The 16,200-nt window shown below is 37.8% G+C and carries 20 protein-coding genes; 12 read left to right on the forward strand and 8 right to left on the reverse strand.

Annotated features, from left to right (window positions below; all coding sequences use genetic code 11):
• The first annotated feature begins 282 nt into the window (after nucleotides 1-282).
• Both BLS02_RS02620 and BLS02_RS02625 read left to right on the forward strand, forming a co-directional pair.
• Entirely contained in the window at nucleotides 283-1,299 is a 1,017-nt protein-coding gene (locus BLS02_RS02620; protein ID WP_092491405.1) for an acyltransferase family protein, read from the forward strand.
• 34 nt (nucleotides 1,300-1,333) lie between these two features.
• The gene (locus tag BLS02_RS02625) at nucleotides 1,334-2,161 is read left to right on the forward strand and encodes a sugar nucleotide-binding protein (RefSeq protein ID WP_092491406.1); all 828 of its coding nucleotides are present in this window, start codon (nucleotides 1,334-1,336) and stop codon (nucleotides 2,159-2,161) included.
• 226 nt (nucleotides 2,162-2,387) lie between these two features.
• Here BLS02_RS02625 and BLS02_RS02630 read toward each other — a convergent pair whose 3' ends face one another.
• Entirely contained in the window at nucleotides 2,388-3,737 is a 1,350-nt protein-coding gene (locus BLS02_RS02630) for a YjiH family protein (RefSeq protein ID WP_092491407.1), read from the reverse strand.
• A 523-nt stretch (nucleotides 3,738-4,260) separates the two neighbouring features.
• Nucleotides 4,261-6,378 carry a choice-of-anchor J domain-containing protein gene (locus tag BLS02_RS02635; RefSeq protein WP_092491408.1) on the reverse strand — a complete coding sequence of 706 codons (2,118 nt, stop codon included), beginning with the start codon at nucleotides 6,376-6,378 and terminating at the stop codon, nucleotides 4,261-4,263.
• Nucleotides 6,379-6,713: 335 nt separating this feature from the next.
• Between BLS02_RS02635 and BLS02_RS19270 the strand changes: the two genes are divergently transcribed.
• The 6 genes from BLS02_RS19270 to BLS02_RS02655 all read left to right on the forward strand — a co-directional run bounded on the left by BLS02_RS19270 (nucleotide 6,714) and on the right by BLS02_RS02655 (nucleotide 8,920).
• Nucleotides 6,714-6,839 carry a hypothetical protein gene (locus BLS02_RS19270; protein ID WP_302846731.1) on the forward strand — a complete coding sequence of 42 codons (126 nt, stop codon included), beginning with the start codon at nucleotides 6,714-6,716 and terminating at the stop codon, nucleotides 6,837-6,839.
• Between the two features lie 114 nt (nucleotides 6,840-6,953).
• Nucleotides 6,954-7,088 carry a hypothetical protein gene (locus BLS02_RS19275; RefSeq protein ID WP_281243638.1) on the forward strand — a complete coding sequence of 45 codons (135 nt, stop codon included), beginning with the start codon at nucleotides 6,954-6,956 and terminating at the stop codon, nucleotides 7,086-7,088.
• 84 nt (nucleotides 7,089-7,172) lie between these two features.
• Nucleotides 7,173-7,472, forward strand: coding sequence for a phasin family protein (locus tag BLS02_RS02645; RefSeq protein WP_092491410.1), 300 nt, complete (start codon nucleotides 7,173-7,175; stop codon nucleotides 7,470-7,472).
• Between the two features lie 410 nt (nucleotides 7,473-7,882).
• Nucleotides 7,883-8,011 carry a hypothetical protein gene (locus tag BLS02_RS19280; protein ID WP_281243639.1) on the forward strand — a complete coding sequence of 43 codons (129 nt, stop codon included), beginning with the start codon at nucleotides 7,883-7,885 and terminating at the stop codon, nucleotides 8,009-8,011.
• 147 nt (nucleotides 8,012-8,158) lie between these two features.
• Nucleotides 8,159-8,443 carry a YwdI family protein gene (locus BLS02_RS02650; RefSeq protein WP_092491411.1) on the forward strand — a complete coding sequence of 95 codons (285 nt, stop codon included), beginning with the start codon at nucleotides 8,159-8,161 and terminating at the stop codon, nucleotides 8,441-8,443.
• Between the two features lie 108 nt (nucleotides 8,444-8,551).
• The gene (locus BLS02_RS02655; RefSeq protein ID WP_092491412.1) at nucleotides 8,552-8,920 is read left to right on the forward strand and encodes a DUF423 domain-containing protein; all 369 of its coding nucleotides are present in this window, start codon (nucleotides 8,552-8,554) and stop codon (nucleotides 8,918-8,920) included.
• On the opposite strand, the gene BLS02_RS02660 is transcribed toward BLS02_RS02655, so the two are convergent.
• The 4 genes from BLS02_RS02660 to hemQ all read right to left on the reverse strand — a co-directional run bounded on the left by BLS02_RS02660 (nucleotide 8,915) and on the right by hemQ (nucleotide 11,139).
• Nucleotides 8,915-9,166, reverse strand: coding sequence for a hypothetical protein (locus tag BLS02_RS02660; protein WP_092491413.1), 252 nt, complete (start codon nucleotides 9,164-9,166; stop codon nucleotides 8,915-8,917). The genes BLS02_RS02655 and BLS02_RS02660 overlap by 6 nt on opposite strands.
• Nucleotides 9,167-9,239: 73 nt before the next feature.
• The gene (gene gerQ / locus BLS02_RS02665) at nucleotides 9,240-9,722 is read right to left on the reverse strand and encodes a spore coat protein GerQ (protein ID WP_092491414.1); all 483 of its coding nucleotides are present in this window, start codon (nucleotides 9,720-9,722) and stop codon (nucleotides 9,240-9,242) included.
• Between the two features lie 301 nt (nucleotides 9,723-10,023).
• Nucleotides 10,024-10,173, reverse strand: a complete 150-nt coding sequence (locus BLS02_RS02670; protein ID WP_425445144.1) for a hypothetical protein — start codon at nucleotides 10,171-10,173, stop codon at nucleotides 10,024-10,026.
• A 225-nt stretch (nucleotides 10,174-10,398) separates the two neighbouring features.
• Nucleotides 10,399-11,139, reverse strand: coding sequence for a hydrogen peroxide-dependent heme synthase (gene hemQ / locus BLS02_RS02675; protein ID WP_092491415.1), 741 nt, complete (start codon nucleotides 11,137-11,139; stop codon nucleotides 10,399-10,401).
• Between the two features lie 197 nt (nucleotides 11,140-11,336).
• On the opposite strand from hemQ, the gene pta reads away from it, so the two are divergent.
• Nucleotides 11,337-12,305, forward strand: coding sequence for a phosphate acetyltransferase (gene pta, locus BLS02_RS02680; RefSeq protein ID WP_092491416.1), 969 nt, complete (start codon nucleotides 11,337-11,339; stop codon nucleotides 12,303-12,305).
• A gap of 91 nt (nucleotides 12,306-12,396) precedes the next feature.
• On the opposite strand, the gene BLS02_RS18700 is transcribed toward pta, so the two are convergent.
• The gene (locus BLS02_RS18700) at nucleotides 12,397-12,615 is read right to left on the reverse strand and encodes a hypothetical protein (protein ID WP_139180754.1); all 219 of its coding nucleotides are present in this window, start codon (nucleotides 12,613-12,615) and stop codon (nucleotides 12,397-12,399) included.
• Nucleotides 12,590-13,441, reverse strand: a complete 852-nt coding sequence (locus tag BLS02_RS02685) for a lipoate--protein ligase family protein (RefSeq protein WP_092491417.1) — start codon at nucleotides 13,439-13,441, stop codon at nucleotides 12,590-12,592. Before BLS02_RS02685 ends, BLS02_RS18700 begins: the two co-directional genes overlap by 26 nt.
• A gap of 97 nt (nucleotides 13,442-13,538) precedes the next feature.
• Between BLS02_RS02685 and BLS02_RS02690 the strand changes: the two genes are divergently transcribed.
• From BLS02_RS02690 to BLS02_RS02700, 3 genes are all read left to right on the forward strand, one after another.
• Nucleotides 13,539-14,858, forward strand: coding sequence for an HD domain-containing protein (locus BLS02_RS02690; protein WP_092491418.1), 1,320 nt, complete (start codon nucleotides 13,539-13,541; stop codon nucleotides 14,856-14,858).
• Entirely contained in the window at nucleotides 14,848-15,348 is a 501-nt protein-coding gene (locus BLS02_RS02695; RefSeq protein ID WP_092491419.1) for a YwgA family protein, read from the forward strand. Before BLS02_RS02690 ends, BLS02_RS02695 begins: the two co-directional genes overlap by 11 nt.
• A 96-nt stretch (nucleotides 15,349-15,444) precedes the next feature.
• The gene (locus BLS02_RS02700) at nucleotides 15,445-15,966 is read left to right on the forward strand and encodes a YwhD family protein (protein WP_092491420.1); all 522 of its coding nucleotides are present in this window, start codon (nucleotides 15,445-15,447) and stop codon (nucleotides 15,964-15,966) included.
• Nucleotides 15,967-16,200: the final 234 nt, after the last annotated feature.

Genomic DNA, 16,200 nt, shown 5'->3' on the forward strand with positions numbered 1-16,200 from the left:
TTATGATGGATACTTTCTTACTGCATAAGTAGTCCAACTATTTCACTCACCCCATTAAGGCTTTTACTCCAAAATATAAGGGGTCTTAGCTGACAAAATACGCTTTCATAAGAGTCCCGTTAACAATGCGAAGTTTTCTAACACTTATATTTCATTTTTTCATTCCGTTTACAATTCAATAACAACCTCAATAAATCGCTGGTATACTATCGTATTTCTGTTTGGAATCGGGTATAAGATTTATAGGGTTGGATGATTATGAACGTAAAAGGGATGAGAAGCATGGAACGAAATGCATTTTTTGATAACGCAAAAGTATTTTTAATTTTCCTCGTCGTATTTGGCCATATGATACAGCCATTTACGGATGGATCACGGGAAATGAGTTCATTTTATTTATGGATCTACACTTTTCATATGCCAGCATTTATTTTCCTGGCAGGTTTTTTTGCAAAAGGATCAGGGAACAAGAAATATATATTAAATTTAGCTAGAAAATTATTAGTGCCATATGTTATTTTTCAGGTTCTATATACAGTTTATTACTTTTTCATTGGCAAAGAAGGCTGGCAGACGGGTGTGTTCTACCCGCACTGGTCATTATGGTTCCTGTTTAGTTTATTCAGCTGGCACATATTGCTGTATTGGTTTAAAAAGATTCCAGCAGTACTAAGCGTAATCACTGCTATAAGTATTGGCTTAGCAGTTGGCTATTTTGGAGAAATTGGACACACATTTAGTTTATCTCGCACATTCGTATTTTTCCCATTTTTCTTGTTGGGTTACTGGCTAACGCAGAATCATGTAATGTGGATAAAGCATAAGAGTGCGAAGATAGCATCAATTGCAATTATGGCAACAGTAGCAGTAGCTATATATATTGCGCCTGATTTTAATTCAGGGTGGCTGCTTGCTTCCAAATCATACAGTGATTTAGGTCAGCCAGAGTTTGGCTTGTTTGCACGATTACTCGTATATCTTATGTCAGCTATTATGGCAATCAGCGTATTAGCATGGATTCCTAAAGCTCACAATAAATTCACAAAGTTGGGCACAAGAACATTATATGTCTATCTGTTGCACGGGTTTTTTATTCAATTTTTCAGGCAAGCAGGATTATTTGAGATAAATAACATACTGGATTTAGTAGGTTTGGCTGCTATTTCGGCAACAATTGTTCTTGTCTTATCTAGCAAACCAATCCAAGTAGTAAGTCAGCCAATTATTGAGGGAAACATTTCAAAATTGAAAAGGCTGTTTAGTCGACGGGAAAATAAAGATCACCACCATCATGCTTAAAACAAAGTATATGGGAAAGGGAAGGTGAATAGAGATGAAAGTATGTGTATTTGGAGCAAGTGGCTACACAGGCGCTTCTATATATCAATTGCTAAAAGATACTCGTGATGTCGAAGTGGTTGGCACATTCCTAAGAGAACCGACCATGTTTGATGATTTATATAAACTGGATATTAATCAGCCAGAGTCATTTTCTGATTTCTTTAAAAAAGCACAACCTGATGTAGTGGTATGGTCAGTGATGAGTGGGCCAAATGAACATGAACTGGTAGATCAAGGGCTTATGCACTTAATAACGCATCTCACACCACAAACAAAATTAGTTTACATTTCATCAGATTTTGTATTTGCAGAAGGTAAAGGCCCATATAATGAAGATGATCCAATGTCAAAATTGCCCGATGACCATTTGCTGGCTAATTATGCTAATGCAAAAGTAAAGGCAGAACGCTTTATCACGAAAGAACTGTCCAATTATACTATATTGCGCGCTGGTCCGATTTATGGTGAGAATAAAATAGGTAAACTTGACGAACGAACCGATAAATTATCTTATCATCTTCGGTCAGATAAACGAATTGCTTTTCGGGATGATTTAATTCGCACGTTTGTATATGTTGATGACTTGGCAAATGTGGTTGTTGAATTTGTTCAAAATGATGTTACAGGTGTATATCATGTTGGGCCGAACAAGAGTCAAAGCTTCTATGAATTCATGCGGCAAAAGGCAGAGGAATTTGGCTACGATATGAATCTTGTTGAAAAGGAATCAGAGGAAGAGGTAGTGAATCAGGAAGTACCGAAAAATACTTCACTCAATACCAAAAAAATTAAAAAAATAACGAAACAAAAATTTCATTAAAACGTATACTATAATACCCCCTTTAATTAATTTATAATTAAAGCAACCCACCATTATGAAATGGTGGGTTGTTTACTTGGCAGTTAAGAAATATAAGTTCTTTCTTACTGCATAAGTGCAACTAAGGCTTATCTATATAAAGGCTTGGCGATAAGCCAAGTTTTCTAATGTCACAGCTTATATCTTTTCTTCCAAAAACAACTAACTTTTAGAAAAAAGCCTTTCTTTAAAATAACATATGCGCTATTAAGGTGATGATCGGCAGTGTTATCAGTGTTCTCAAAAGAAAGATGATAAATAAGTCTTTAAATGAGACAGGCACTTTGGAGCCAAGTAAAAGCCCACCAACCTCTGACATGTAAATTAACTGTGTAACTGATAAGGCCGCAATAATAAATCTGGTTATTTCCGCTTCAATGGAAGATCCAATAATGGCAGGAAGAAACATATCGGCAAAGCCAATTAGAATGGTTTCAGACGCTGCTTGAGCATATGGAACTTGCATTAATTCCAATAATGGAATGAACGGAAGCCCAAGCCAGGTAAATACTGGAGTATATTCAGCGATAATTAAGGCAATTAAGCCGAAAGCCATCACGATAGGTGCAACCCCCATCCACATATCGAGGATGTTCTGTCCGCCTTCTTTAAAGAACTTAGTGATACTTGTTTCTTTCTTACTGCGGTCCAATGCTTTTTTATAGCCAAATGTCAGTGTATTATAACCCTCGGGAATATCTTCTTCAATACCGCCCTCAGCTTCTGTAATATACGTATTTGCCTTTGTGGAAAGCGGCGGAATTCGTGGCATGATTAGTGCTGCAACAAACCCTGCTGCAATTACTGTTAAATAAAACGGAATAAACATATGCATTAGGTCTACTTCACTAATAACGACTAAAGTAAATGTAATCGAAACAACCGAAAATGTGGTGCCAATAACAGCCGCCTCACGTTTTGTATAGTAGCCTCCTTCATACTGTTTACTTGTCAGCAGAACACCAATTGTGCCATCACCTATCCACGATGCTAGAGAGTCAATTGATCCACGTCCAGGAAGTTTAAATAATGGGCGCATTACCTTGGTCATTAATGTACCAAATAAGTCCAATAAACCATAATTCATTAATAGTGGCAGAAATAGGCCAGCAAATAAAAATACAGCGAAAAGTACATGCAGTAAGTCACCTAATAATAGTTGCCCTGTAGCTGGTCCATGTATTGCTTCAGGACCTATTCGGAAATAAACCATGATTGCAAAAATGGCTGCAAGAATACGGGTTATTACCCAAAATATACTTACGTGAAATAACTGTTGAAAAAATGGTGTCTTACTAAAAGCTTCCTTACCAAGCAACCAAGCAACAATGGTCATGATTGCAGTTAACGTAATAATTATCATCATGATCGCTGATAGCTGATTAACAAGTAATTCCTGTATCCAATTGGCTAAAACAGCAATCGGAATTGTCATGCCACCATCAGTACCAACAGGAGTCATAAACAGGAATATTCCAAGAAGCGATGGGATAATAAATTTTAAATGGTTGCTCATTTCATACGAGTTATTTTTCATGATTTCCCCCCTAAGTAAAAATCTTATATTTCTATTATAAAGTATACGAAAAGATATGACTAGGAATGACAAAAACGTAAGCTCCTGTTCAGCGCTGCGGCTAGGTCGACGTTGCCGCGCAAAGCGGCGGTCTTAGTCGATCTTCCTTTTCCCCGAGATTAGATGAACTTGACTTATCGCCAATGATGGCGAAAGTCAAGATGAATCTTATGCTTGGAAAGCGAAAAGGATACACGAAGAGCGTAAGCTGCCCCACAGGACGTGGGGTAGTTCGACGTTGCCACAGGATGTGGTGGTTTTAGTCGAACATCCTTTATTTCTTATCGTGGACACGGGGAGGGAAGTCCACTAGGCGCTAGGCGCTGGCCGGTGAGAACGCCCGTCCTGTGGCGTCACCGGCACTAGTACGTCCTGTACATGGCTGATTCGGGAGTCCAGTTATCTACAGCACTTTAATTTTATAGTTTCCTAGACAATGACAAAAGGCTGATCATCCAGATAGATGACCAGCCTTTAGTATTAGTTATTTTTTCCCGTTATTTGATTTTAACTTAATCTCATATTCAAAAGGAACTGGGTCTACTTGATCAGATGGTGCTGAATACCAGGTTGTCATGTAGTTGGTTCCTTTTTTGAACAACTGTCTTAATTGTAATGCGTCTTCATCCGTAACATTAAAAGGATCTACATGTTTTACTTTGTATTTTCCATGCTCGTCTTTATTTACAAATGTAACGGAGTAGTTAACATAATCTTCTGCTAGCTCTCCTTTTGATAGGAAATCGTCAGTAGAAGAGCCATCATAACTTAAACCGATTTCCGGAATAGCGATATTGTCAATAAACCATCCAGTGTCATTGTATCCCCAGTCTGTTAAATAGCGGAAGGAGATGTGAACCTGCTGACCAGCATATTCGGAAAGGTCAAAGCTTTCTTGTCCCCAGTCTTCAGAATGCCCGGTGAATCCTGGCAGGTTTTCCTTAATCTTTGGGTAACCTTCAGGAACGATGTCTGAGCGGGTATTTTCATTGGCGAGACTAGTCCATGACTGGCCATTGTCAGTCGAAACTTGGACAGCACCAAAGTCCCACTGTTCTTCAATATCCATGTAGTGATCAAAATTAAGTGTTGCTTCAGATACATTGGATAAGTCAGCTTCAAATATTAGATTGTGATCAGCTTCATGTCCCTCATTACCCCAGAACACATCGTTTGCTGAATCAAGAGGGTCTGCGACAGTCTCCCACTTCATTGGTAGGAAGTCAATGCCGTTAAAAGTGATATCTTTAATTTTACTGTCAAAATCTAATACCTTATAGTCAGCGCCCCATGCTGGAACACCATCTTTCTCATATTGCTTTGCTTTTTCAAAATTAACGGTTGTACCACGTTCAGTTCCTTCGTCATCTACCGGAAGTTCACGTAAGTCAATTATGTCGAAGCCGTAAATACCTTTTTCACCTTTCACATTATCAGGTTCATCCATCAAAACAGCAGTAACGAATTTTTCGTAAACACTCTGAAATGTTTCGTCAATTCCGTTGTCCTGATACGCTTGGTTGTAACTTTCAATTGAGGTCAATGGACTTTTAGCAACATCTAAAATGAAATCTTGTCCAAATTGTTCGTAGTTGTAAAGGGTGAACAAGTAAACCAAGCCATAGTCGGCAATCGTTTCCGGACCTGTTTCAGCATTTACATGGTCATCCCAATTTGTTAATGAATTCTCTGGATGGTCTAGTAGAAAGTTTATTGATCCGGCATCATGTCCATAACCGCCTAGGTATTCGGAAAATGTTGAGAATCCCTCGTTCAGCCATGATGTTTCAGTTGGGTCATTGTCTGCGTGGATCAAGTGTTGCATTTCATGAATGGTGGTGGAGAAGAATGTACCTTCTAATCGTTCTTCCCAATTATTAGCATCAATTGTAATTATATTACGATCCATATATTGTTCCAAGGTTTGCCAGAAAAACCCTGCTACAAAGAATGGATAATCTGGATCGTAGTAGTTATCATCCGTAATATTGTCGACCAGCATGATTACTTTATCGTTACCATCCTCTGATTGGTAATATCCCTCAGGTACTATGCCAAGGTCTTCTAAAGCCGCTTCATTACCATCGAGTGAATCAGGTGTACCAAAGAAACCCGTTACGGTCGGATAGATATTCGAATCAAATTCGTCACGTAACTTGTCTGCTTGCTCTTGTGTGACAACTTGTGGATCACGGGGGTCACCTTCAGGAAAGCTTAGGTCGTTCGCAACCCAGATTTCCACATTTTCACCAACACTCTTTAAAGTGAATTGTTTAAATGCAAGATCACGGTTAAGGAAGGACTTGGTACTACCAACAGATGTTGTTGAATTCCCATCATCATTTTGAGATGAGTTGCTATCTTCCTCACCATCATTTAAATCTTTAGCTGATTCCTTAATGATCTGTTCCGATTCTTTTTGGAAATCCTCATCCTCAGTTAGCTTGTTCAGGTGAGACGTAATATCTACTGTATCACCATAACGTTCTTTATCCCAATTGGTTACTTTATCTGCCTGACCTGATGAATCGTTAGCTGCTGCTGGAACTGCCAACGATAAAATCAATGCGCTTGCTGAAATAAATGCTACTAACTTCTTCATAAAAAACCTCCCTAGATTCATAGAATTATATAGTAGAAATTCACTACATACTCCTATTATATACAAGCTTTTACTAATTTTCAAAATATTACGAATGGTTATTTAGAACTATTTGTACGACCTTTTTCTCATTTTAACAGGTATAAAGAACTATTTTTGACGCAGAAAATTTTAAAAATCGACAGAACTGTACATAGAATTACATGTGTCATGGATAAAGAACTCTGTTTTGAACAAGAACACGCACATAGCTTATACTTTAAAATAAGAAATCAAGCAAACAAATTCACATTCAATCATATTATGAATATCTTTGCACGAATCGAGTATTTGTTATGGAATGGGTGGAGGGTGCAAAAATTAGCTGTGATTATGATACAATTATCGAAACAATGGATGAAAAGAATTTTATTTTACCAAATGACGTATCAATTGAAGGAAGACATACGTATATTTATTAAGGTAGATCACGGGCAAAAATCTAACCATTCGATTTTTAAATATACCCTGAAGCTAACTCTTTCATTTTCCCGAGCTATGTTAGATTGGCTGGAAAGTGGGGAAAGAAATAAGTAATGGCAGAAAGAACAGCAGTACACACAAAGCAGGTACACCATTTTAATCTATTGCTTGAAAGAATTATTTTTGTCATGATTGTTATGGGTGCTTTCGTATATATTAACAATCTGATAATACTTGAGGCACCGTAACAGAAGTATTTTTATTAACGCTTTTAGTTGTTTTAAAAAACACTATCAATTTTATAAAACCAAGCCATTAGGGGGGTGTAGATAATGAGTGATATTTTAAGAAAAGGATTCTTATTAGGCCTTGGAGCAGCAGTAAGTGGTAAAGAGAAATTGGACCGAAAACTGCAGGAACTTGTTGATAAAAATGAGTTATCCCAGGAACAGGCAAGAACGGTAATGCGTAACTTTGTTGAAAAGGGCGAAATGAAGACAGACGAGTGGAGCACCAAGCAATTTGAACAAACCCAAGACATGGCAAAAGAGCTTGGCTTAGCTACAAAAGAAGAGATCAATGAATTACGCGCACGCATCTCGGTCTTAGAGGAAAAATTGGATGAAGAATAGAATGAAAGCAGGTCTCTAATGGAGGCCTGTTTTTTTGGCAGTTAAGAAAGTATAAATCCATTCTTAGTGCATAAGTGCAACTGTTTGGCGTATTCTGGATAATTCTGCTGATTATTCAATACTCTAGGGAAATACCATATGGACTTTATACAGAAAAACAATCGACATTTGCGTACTATTGGCACTTCGTTGATGTTTATTTTCGTTCTTGTTTATCTCCCTTATTTAGTGTAAAATTTTATATAATAGGTATTAATTACCATTTAAAATTCCGAACCTGTAAAATATAAGGATATTTTATCAGTGAATTGAATAATTTAGCAAATTTTCTGTTGATTACCAATATAATAAACGGTACAATTATAAAAGGGGAAGAATACGGTTGCACCACAATAGGGGGATATAGCGTTATGAGAAGCTTTTTGCAGCTACTGGAGGATACAGAAGAAAAGCTTGGAAGGCGATTGTATAAGAACGAAGTAGAGTTTTTACAATGGGTTTATGAGCGCTATACGAGGGAGCAGCAGGTGAATGCTTAATTGTATTCCCTTACACCTACATAATGTCAATTAACGATATAACGGATTAAGCACAAAAAGTCTTGAAGATAGCCTTCAAGGCTTTTTGTAATTCTGCTGATAGTGTTATACTAAATTGAGTTCAGATTGAAAAAAGGAGTGGTCATCATGGCAGTGGCAACTGATACAATCATTCAGAAAATGATGAAGGAATTAACGCAGGCACAGCAAAAAAGCGATGATAATGCTGTGGTGCAAAAACATATTGCTAATGTACAGCTTCTTTGTGAACTAATATTGGAAGAGAAACCAAAATCTAATAGTAGTGAGATTTCAACGGAAGAAATGAAAGCGATGATCGGACATAGCAATAATGGTCGAAAAGAAAGCACAACACGTCGTGAAATTGAAGAAGATGACGATGCAAATGGCAGTTCCATATTCGACTTTTAACAACATTAGAAAGCTTGGCTTATCGCCTAGCTAAGCCTTAGTTGCACTTATGCAGTAAGAAAGTATTAATACTTTCTTAACTGCTGAAAAAAGAGAGGGGCATAAATTATGAAGTTATTCTTAATTCTGGGAGCAATAAATGGATTCCTGGCAGTTGCCCTGGGAGCTTTCGGAGCACATGGGCTTGAGGGGAAGTTGTCCGAAAAAGCCTTAAAAACGTGGGACAAAGCAGTTAACTATCAAATGTTTCATACAATGGCACTACTGATTACTGGACTACTACTAGCGAAATTACAGAGCGGCGGCATGGTCTGGGCAGGCTGGATGTTCCTGGTTGGTATTCTATTATTCTCAGGCACGCTATATATCTATTCAACTACCGGTATTAAAACTTTTGCAATGATTACACCAATTGGCGGCGTCGCATTTCTAATTGGCTGGGTGCTGCTTGGGTATGCTGTTATGAAATATCTATAGTTGGAAAAGAAGGATGGTTGTGACAAGCATAAGCATAGTGGCTTTAACAAATTGTTTCGCACCCTCTGCTGTATTATGAGTGTTCATAGCAATAATTGCTTCACAGAAAATACTAATAGCTAATAAATATAAACTAAACAACATAATGATGAGAATACCTTGAAAAATAGAAATTAGCCCAATTATCACAACTAATACAAGGGTTATCAATTCAAGGCGAATGAATTTTTCGTAAGGATGTCTCATTTGAACTTCCCCCAGTTGTTGATAATAGAAAAACTTGGTTTTATACCAAGTTTTTCTAACGTTCAACAGTTGTTTATCGTGATGGGTATACTGATTCTCCATTTCCATATGGGTAGGAGTAATTAATTTCCTCATCAAAAGTTACATAGTCAAGGTATATCATTAACAGTAAATACCTTTTTCCTGATTGAGGATCACTTAAAATGATATGATCTCTTCCAGCTGCTTCAACAATTCCTCTAAAAACTTTAGCATTCCACTGACTATTATTTTCAAATGTCATATACACGGTAGCAGCTTTTCCCTCATTCAGCCGAAGAATATTTTCAATGTAAGATTGCTCCATTGGAAGTTGCCCAGTACCAAGTTGCCCCATGCCATCAGCTTGTTGTTGCTGTTGTGCCTGCTGGTTCTGCTGATTTTGCGGACTCTGAGGCATTTGCCTAGGGTCATAAGCTGGATAATACGCTGGTGAAAATTGTGGATAGTAATAGTAAGGATATTGCTGGTACGAATTTGTAAAGCCTTGATTTTTATTTCTCTCGTTTTCACTCATAAAAAAACCTCCTATTAGTATGCTTTTGGACATTCAAATGCTGTTGGTGCATAGTAACAATTTGCTTTGTACCTGCCTATGTTCCATGGGGTTTGACATGCGCCCTCTAGCCTGAAAAACCACAAAGAGTTTGATGCGGGATAGTACCTTTTCAGCTAAAAACCCTTCTTGGCAGTTAAGAAAATACTGTAAAGATGCAGCTAAAGCTTATCTATATTAAGGCATGCATTTCAGAGTATAAGGAGTTCTAAGAAAGCAAAATACACCTTCATAAGAATCCCATCAGCGAATGCCAAGTTTTCTAACTAAATTTATATCCTTCTGACGGGCCTGACTCACAATCAGTGTTTCCCACCATAAGCATGCCAAGTTTACCGTCCTCTTCAGCTTTTGCACGCATTAACCTTGCCGATAATTTTAATTCTTTTTGATTGTATCGAATAACAGCCACACCAAACACACCTCGTTTTTGTAACTCGTGCTGTTAGGTCTACTAAATATGTGTATGTAAGTATGGGCGGAATGATGACTGTCCTTAGAGGATTTTTTATAGCAGGAATGAACCACACACGTGTATGTGTAAGTTGTGGTTGAAAATCTCAAAATCTGGTAGGAGTTTCTCCTTCAAATTAAACAAAAAAATTGCCTCGAATTTATCGAGACAATTTTCATTTAGTTATACGTGTAAATAAGCGTCAATATCATCTTTTGCCAAGTGGTTTCCAACGAAAAATTCGCCAAACTCACCGAAGCGTGCACTTACTTCATCAAAGCGCATTTCGTAGACGATTTTTTTCAGCTGTAAAGGATCGTGAGCAAAAAGGGTTACGCCCCATTCCCAGTCATCAAAACCGAAGGAACCAGTGATGATTTGCTTAATATTACCTGCGTATTTTCGGCCTGTTTTACTATGTTCATAAAGTAGTTTTGCCCGTTCTTTAAAGTCGACTGAATACCAGTTATCTTCACCGTCGCGACTTTTGTTCATCGGATAGAAACTAATATGCTCCCATTTAGGCAGAATCGGTTTCAGGCGTTCCTGTGTTCTAGGATCATCCTCCGCATGCTGAGGGCCATATTTCGAAAGCTCAACAACAGATACATACGAATGGGCGTGAAGTAGAAATTCGGCAAATTTTGATTTGTTAAATTCCGTTTCAATATCAGTCAACTCATCCATAGTTGGACGCAAAAACATAAACATTAAATCAGCTTTTTGGCCAACAACTTTGTATAAAACATGACTTCCATTTTCTTCATTTTCAACAGCTTCCCATTTGGTAAGTAGATTTTTAAATTCATGGATTGCTGATTCGCGCTCTTCACTGGATGCGTATTTCCAGGATGTCCAGTCAATCGTGCGTAAATCATGCAAACAATACCAGCCATCCAAGGTTTCAACTGCTTCAGCTGCCATTCTATATCTCTCCTTCATCAATTTGAAATTATTCATCATATGTTTTTACTATATCATAATTAGGGAACGATAATCATGGAATAAGGTTTTGTCACCAGTCCGTCAAAATTACTGCAAAAATGAAGGGTGATTTCTTTTAATAGGCTCGATAATCAATTATCATTTTAAGTAGAAAATATAATAGGAGGTACTCAATCATGAGTAATCTTTTTGATCAATTAAGTGATAAAATAAAAACAACTGATAAATCTATCGTTTTTCCGGAAGGGATGGATGAACGAATTCTTACCGCAGCAAGCCAACTTGGTGCAGCTGGTATTCTAACACCTATTTTATTAGGGAATAGGAGCAAGATGAAACAGAAAGCAGAAGAAATTGGTGTCGATATTTCCACATGCAAATTAATGGATCCAAAAGACTTTGCTGAATTTGATTTAATGGTGGAAACCTTTGTTGAACGCCGTAAAGGAAAAGTTACCGCTGAACAAGCACGAGAAACCTTGCTTGATGCGAACTACTTTGGAACGATGCTTGTATACATGAATCAGGCAGATGGACTTGTTAGTGGTGCGACTCATTCAACCGCGGATACTGTCAGACCAGCATTACAGATTATAAAAACAAAAGATGGAATTAAAAAGACCTCCGGCGTATTTATCATGGTTCGAAACGATGAAAAATATGTGTTTGCTGATTGTGCGATCAACATTAACCCTGACAGTCAGGATCTGGCGGAGATAGCAGTAGAGAGTGCTGTTACTGCCGAATTGTTTAATGTTGACCCACGTATTGCAATGCTTAGTTTTTCGACAAAAGGTTCGGCTCAGTCTGAAGAAACAGATAAAGTTGTTGACGCATTAAATCTTGCAAAAGAAAAAAATCCTTCACTCGTAATTGATGGCGAGTTTCAGTTTGACGCAGCATTTGTTCCAAGTGTTGCCTCGAAAAAAGCTCCAGATTCCGTCTTGAAAGGTGATGCGAATGTATTTATTTTTCCAAGTCTTGAAGCGGGAAACATCGGGTATAAAATAGCCCAGCGATTAGGAGAGTTTGAAGCAGTAGGTCCAGTTCTGCAAGGGCTCAACAAACCTGTGAATGACTTATCGCGAGGGTGCAGTGCTGACGATGTCTATAAACTGGCAATCATTACAGCAGCACAAGCATAATACAAAAAAGAAAGGCTTACAGCGAATTGAAGTTCTGCTGTAAGCCTTTTTTAAGTTGATACCGTATGCTGGTTGGTTGATAGATGAGTTTTCAGGTTGATATATGGATATATAGGTTGATAAACGGAATACCGGGTTGATATACAGTTATTGCGGTCGATAAATCAAATCCCCGGTCGATAAACCGCATATCAGGTTGATAAACGAGATTGCAGGTTGATAAATGAATTCCCGGGTTGATAAACGATGTATCGGGTTGATATACAGTTATTGCGGTCGATAAATCACTGCATCCCAGCAATTTTCTCATTCCGCTTGACCATTTGTTCGTATCTTGTTTTAAAAGCCTCCAGTTCATCAGCGGAAAAATCATCCGTTACAATCGTGTTACTAAAGTGCTGAAGGGATTCTAAAACACGATCCTTCATCCCATTAACAGTTATTTTTGTCCCTAAAAGTTCTGTTAGCGAAGCCATTGTTGATGGATCCACATCTGGAAACGAAAACTTGGTTTCAGCGTCTTTAAGCCCCACCCTATAAAAATCACGAATCAATGATGCTCGCTCAACACCTTTTCCTTCCACATCCAAGTATATTTGAATGGCTGCTCCATCTTTTACTCGACGCTGTGAAATCCCAGCAAATTTTCTGCCGCCGATACTTAAATCATAGTCACCAGGACAATAGGAGCCAACAATTTCATAGGCCTCAATTTCATTTGTCAGGTCGCGCAGCATGTACTGGATAAAGCTCACCATCGCCTCATAACAATCATGAATAGAAATATGCTTCACATCAGGCAGGACCAGCGAAATATTTAAAACACCTGCGTCTAATGCGACCGCTAACCCTCCGGAATTCCGGACAACAACATGATATCCCTGTTTGTTTAGCAGTTCTACGCCTTCTTCAATATAAGGTAAACGTGCATCAGGAATGCCTAACACAACGGTATCAGGGTGGACCCATAACCTTATTGCCGGTGCAGTGTTTTTTCCACCAACAGATAGCGCCAGTACATCATCAATTGCAAACGACGTTAATGCTGTATAGGCTTTTTTATTAAAAAAATTTTCTTTTGAATGATCGAGATAGCGAAACTGCTTGTGCCTGACGATTTCCTTCCAGTTTTTCATAGTTTTCTCCTTTTGCTCAGAAAGATTGGCTCTTTTATCCTTAGGTTATTCATTATATAATAAAGTAAATAATGTCGAAAAGAAACGGGTTGGAAAAATGGCGTACAAAGATGAACAATTAAATGAAGAAAAAGTATTTAAAGATCCCGTCCATAGATATGTTCACGTGAAAGATCGTGTTATCTGGGATTTGATTGCTGCACCGGAATTTCAGCGTTTACGCCGGATTAAACAGCTTGGAACGACTAATTTAACGTTTCATGGGGCAGAACATAGCCGCTTCAACCATTCATTAGGCGTTTATGAAATTGTCCGCCGGATTCTTTATAATTTCGAAAACCGCCCGCATTGGAATGATGATGAGCGTCTGCTGTGCTTATGTGCTGCTTTACTGCACGATCTGGGTCATGGACCATTTTCCCATTCGTTTGAAAAAGTATTTAAGCTGGATCATGAGCATTTTACCCAACAAATTATTATGGGTGATACACATATACATACAATCTTAGAGCGCGTTTCACCTGGTTTTTCTAAAAAGGTTGCTGACGTGATTGATAAAACATATGAGGACAAATTAGTTGTCAGTCTCATATCAAGCCAGATTGATGCTGATCGGATGGATTATCTGCAACGTGATGCTTATTTCACTGGTGTCAGCTATGGACATTTTGATATGGAACGAATTTTACGGGTGATGCGTCCGATTGATGATCAGGTTGTCATTAAATCAAGTGGAATGCACGCGGTGGAAGACTATATCATGAGTCGCTACCAAATGTACTGGCAGGTATATTTTCATCCTGTAACGAGAAGTGCAGAAGTCATTCTGTCAAAAATCCTCCATCGTGCCAAATATTTATTTGAAACAGATTATACCTTTAAACTGAAGCCAATGCATTTTATTTCATTTTTTAAGGAAAAGGTTGATCTAGCTGATTATTTGAAACTGGATGAATCCATTGTCTCTTACTACTTTCAGTTATGGCAGGAGGAAGATGACGAGATTCTGCATGATTTGTGTGAACGGTTTATGAATCGTCGCCTGTTTAAATATATTGAATTTAATCCGAACCAGCAAATGAATGAGTGGATGGAGCTTTATCGGTTGTTTCAGGAGGCCGGAATTGATCCGGAATATTACCTTGTGGTCGATTCGTCATCTGATCTGCCATATGATTTTTATCGACCTGGTGAAGAGGAAGAACGACTTCCGATTCATTTGATGATGCCTAACGATGAGCTGAAAGAGCTTTCCCGTCATTCGGATATCGTTGAAGCTATCTCAGGGAAAAAACGTACGGACCATAAGCTGTATTTTCCTAAAGATTTGTTGGAAGAACTTAGTGAAGATTGCCCAGCCAAACGAAGAATTTTAGAATTATTATATGGTGAAGGAGCGGGAAATAATGTTAACTAATCATGCGAAATTAATGCAATTTTTTTCTGTGGCAAATGAAGTTACGGGTCGGAAAAAGCTGCAGAAGATGATTTATATATTACAAAAATGTGATATGCCTTTTGAGGAAAAATATCAATTTCATTTCTATGGTCCTTACTCTGAAGAGCTATCGCTTCGTACAGAGGAACTATGTAATCTAGGCTTTATTGCTGAGGAAAAAGAGGAAAAGAGTAACTATTTTCAATATAACTACAGCATTACCGCAGATGGTCAGGAATTTTTAAATCAATTTAAATTGGAAATACCTGATATGACAAAGCAGGTTCAATTATTGAAAGGTAAGAGTTCGCGTTTTCTTGAACTTGTATCGACAATGCTTTATTTTGATGATTTAACGGAGGCGGACATGGTTGAAAAGATACATACCGTCAAGCCGAAGCAAAAGTATACAAATGATGAAATAACTGAAGCAAGCCAATTTATTAAATCAATTAACCCACCTCAATAATGTTGGTGGGTTTTTAATTTTAAATTGCAATGGATGAAATGAGGGCTTCAGTTATGCTAGAATATTAATTAAAACCTAAGTAGGAGGGTTCCGAAAGTGAGTTCAGAAGATCAGAATAAAAAGAAGACTAATCAATTTACAATACTTAAAGATGATTCAACGGACGGTCACGGAGGGTATGGTGCCGGTACTGTCAGTCTTGAAAATATGTCCCCGGTGATTATTGACCCAAATGAAGATCGTGCGTTTGTAGATATGGGAGCAATGCACGCTCGAAGTGAAATAGAACGACGTGTCAAATTTTTACCTAACAAAGATGAAGTGCCAAATGGGAAATTATATTGGATTGTTTGGGTAAATGTTGAAAAAAATAAAAATGGCGCCTATTTTTCCGGTGTTTGCGGAAGTGAAGTTCGTGTTGACCGTTCAATCAAACGAGCTTATAAATCAATGCCTGAGCATGTGACTCACATGGAAAAATCATTAAAGGGAAAGATTATGCTTGAACACATGGATGATCATTCGAAAAAGCTATTAAAGGATTTCCTTGCCGATTTTGAAGGTGGAGATATGTGGAATAATTCTACAGATGAGTTAAAAGAAGTACTTCCGAAATAATGAACATTTTGTGACCGTATTATGAACAATTGATTTACAACTTGTACTTTAATCAATAAATTTGTAAAATGTATATACATGGGCTAACTCATGTATTGCTAGGACAAAAAAGAAGCTGACTCCAAACGTAAGATGGACCTTACAGGAGTCAGCTTCTTTTATTTGCAGATAAGAAAGTATAAATTCTTTCTTACTGCATAAGTGCAACTAAGGCTTATCTACATTAAGACTTGG

This window comes from Virgibacillus salinus (assembly GCF_900102415.1).
GTDB classification, from domain to species: domain Bacteria; phylum Bacillota; class Bacilli; order Bacillales; family Amphibacillaceae; genus Lentibacillus; species Lentibacillus subterraneus.

Bases quoted from the DNA above. Each gene is read 5' to 3' on its own strand.
- BLS02_RS02620 (WP_092491405.1), top strand. From the start codon at position 283: ATGGAACGAAATGCATTTTTTGATAACGCAAAAGTATTTTTAATTTTC.
- BLS02_RS02625 (WP_092491406.1), top strand. From the start codon at position 1,334: ATGAAAGTATGTGTATTTGGAGCAAGTGGCTACACAGGCGCTTCTATA.
- BLS02_RS02630 (WP_092491407.1), bottom strand. From the start codon at position 3,737: ATGAAAAATAACTCGTATGAAATGAGCAACCATTTAAAATTTATTATC.
- BLS02_RS02635 (WP_092491408.1), bottom strand. From the start codon at position 6,378: ATGAAGAAGTTAGTAGCATTTATTTCAGCAAGCGCATTGATTTTATCG.
- BLS02_RS19270 (WP_302846731.1), top strand. From the start codon at position 6,714: ATGGAATGGGTGGAGGGTGCAAAAATTAGCTGTGATTATGATACAATT.
- BLS02_RS19275 (WP_281243638.1), top strand. From the start codon at position 6,954: ATGGCAGAAAGAACAGCAGTACACACAAAGCAGGTACACCATTTTAAT.
- BLS02_RS02645 (WP_092491410.1), top strand. From the start codon at position 7,173: ATGAGTGATATTTTAAGAAAAGGATTCTTATTAGGCCTTGGAGCAGCA.
- BLS02_RS19280 (WP_281243639.1), top strand. From the start codon at position 7,883: ATGAGAAGCTTTTTGCAGCTACTGGAGGATACAGAAGAAAAGCTTGGA.
- BLS02_RS02650 (WP_092491411.1), top strand. From the start codon at position 8,159: ATGGCAGTGGCAACTGATACAATCATTCAGAAAATGATGAAGGAATTA.
- BLS02_RS02655 (WP_092491412.1), top strand. From the start codon at position 8,552: ATGAAGTTATTCTTAATTCTGGGAGCAATAAATGGATTCCTGGCAGTT.
- BLS02_RS02660 (WP_092491413.1), bottom strand. From the start codon at position 9,166: ATGAGACATCCTTACGAAAAATTCATTCGCCTTGAATTGATAACCCTT.
- gerQ (WP_092491414.1), bottom strand. From the start codon at position 9,722: ATGAGTGAAAACGAGAGAAATAAAAATCAAGGCTTTACAAATTCGTAC.
- hemQ (WP_092491415.1), bottom strand. From the start codon at position 11,139: ATGGCAGCTGAAGCAGTTGAAACCTTGGATGGCTGGTATTGTTTGCAT.
- pta (WP_092491416.1), top strand. From the start codon at position 11,337: ATGAGTAATCTTTTTGATCAATTAAGTGATAAAATAAAAACAACTGAT.
- BLS02_RS18700 (WP_139180754.1), bottom strand. From the start codon at position 12,615: ATGAGAAAATTGCTGGGATGCAGTGATTTATCGACCGCAATAACTGTA.
- BLS02_RS02685 (WP_092491417.1), bottom strand. From the start codon at position 13,441: ATGAAAAACTGGAAGGAAATCGTCAGGCACAAGCAGTTTCGCTATCTC.
- BLS02_RS02690 (WP_092491418.1), top strand. From the start codon at position 13,539: ATGGCGTACAAAGATGAACAATTAAATGAAGAAAAAGTATTTAAAGAT.
- BLS02_RS02695 (WP_092491419.1), top strand. From the start codon at position 14,848: ATGTTAACTAATCATGCGAAATTAATGCAATTTTTTTCTGTGGCAAAT.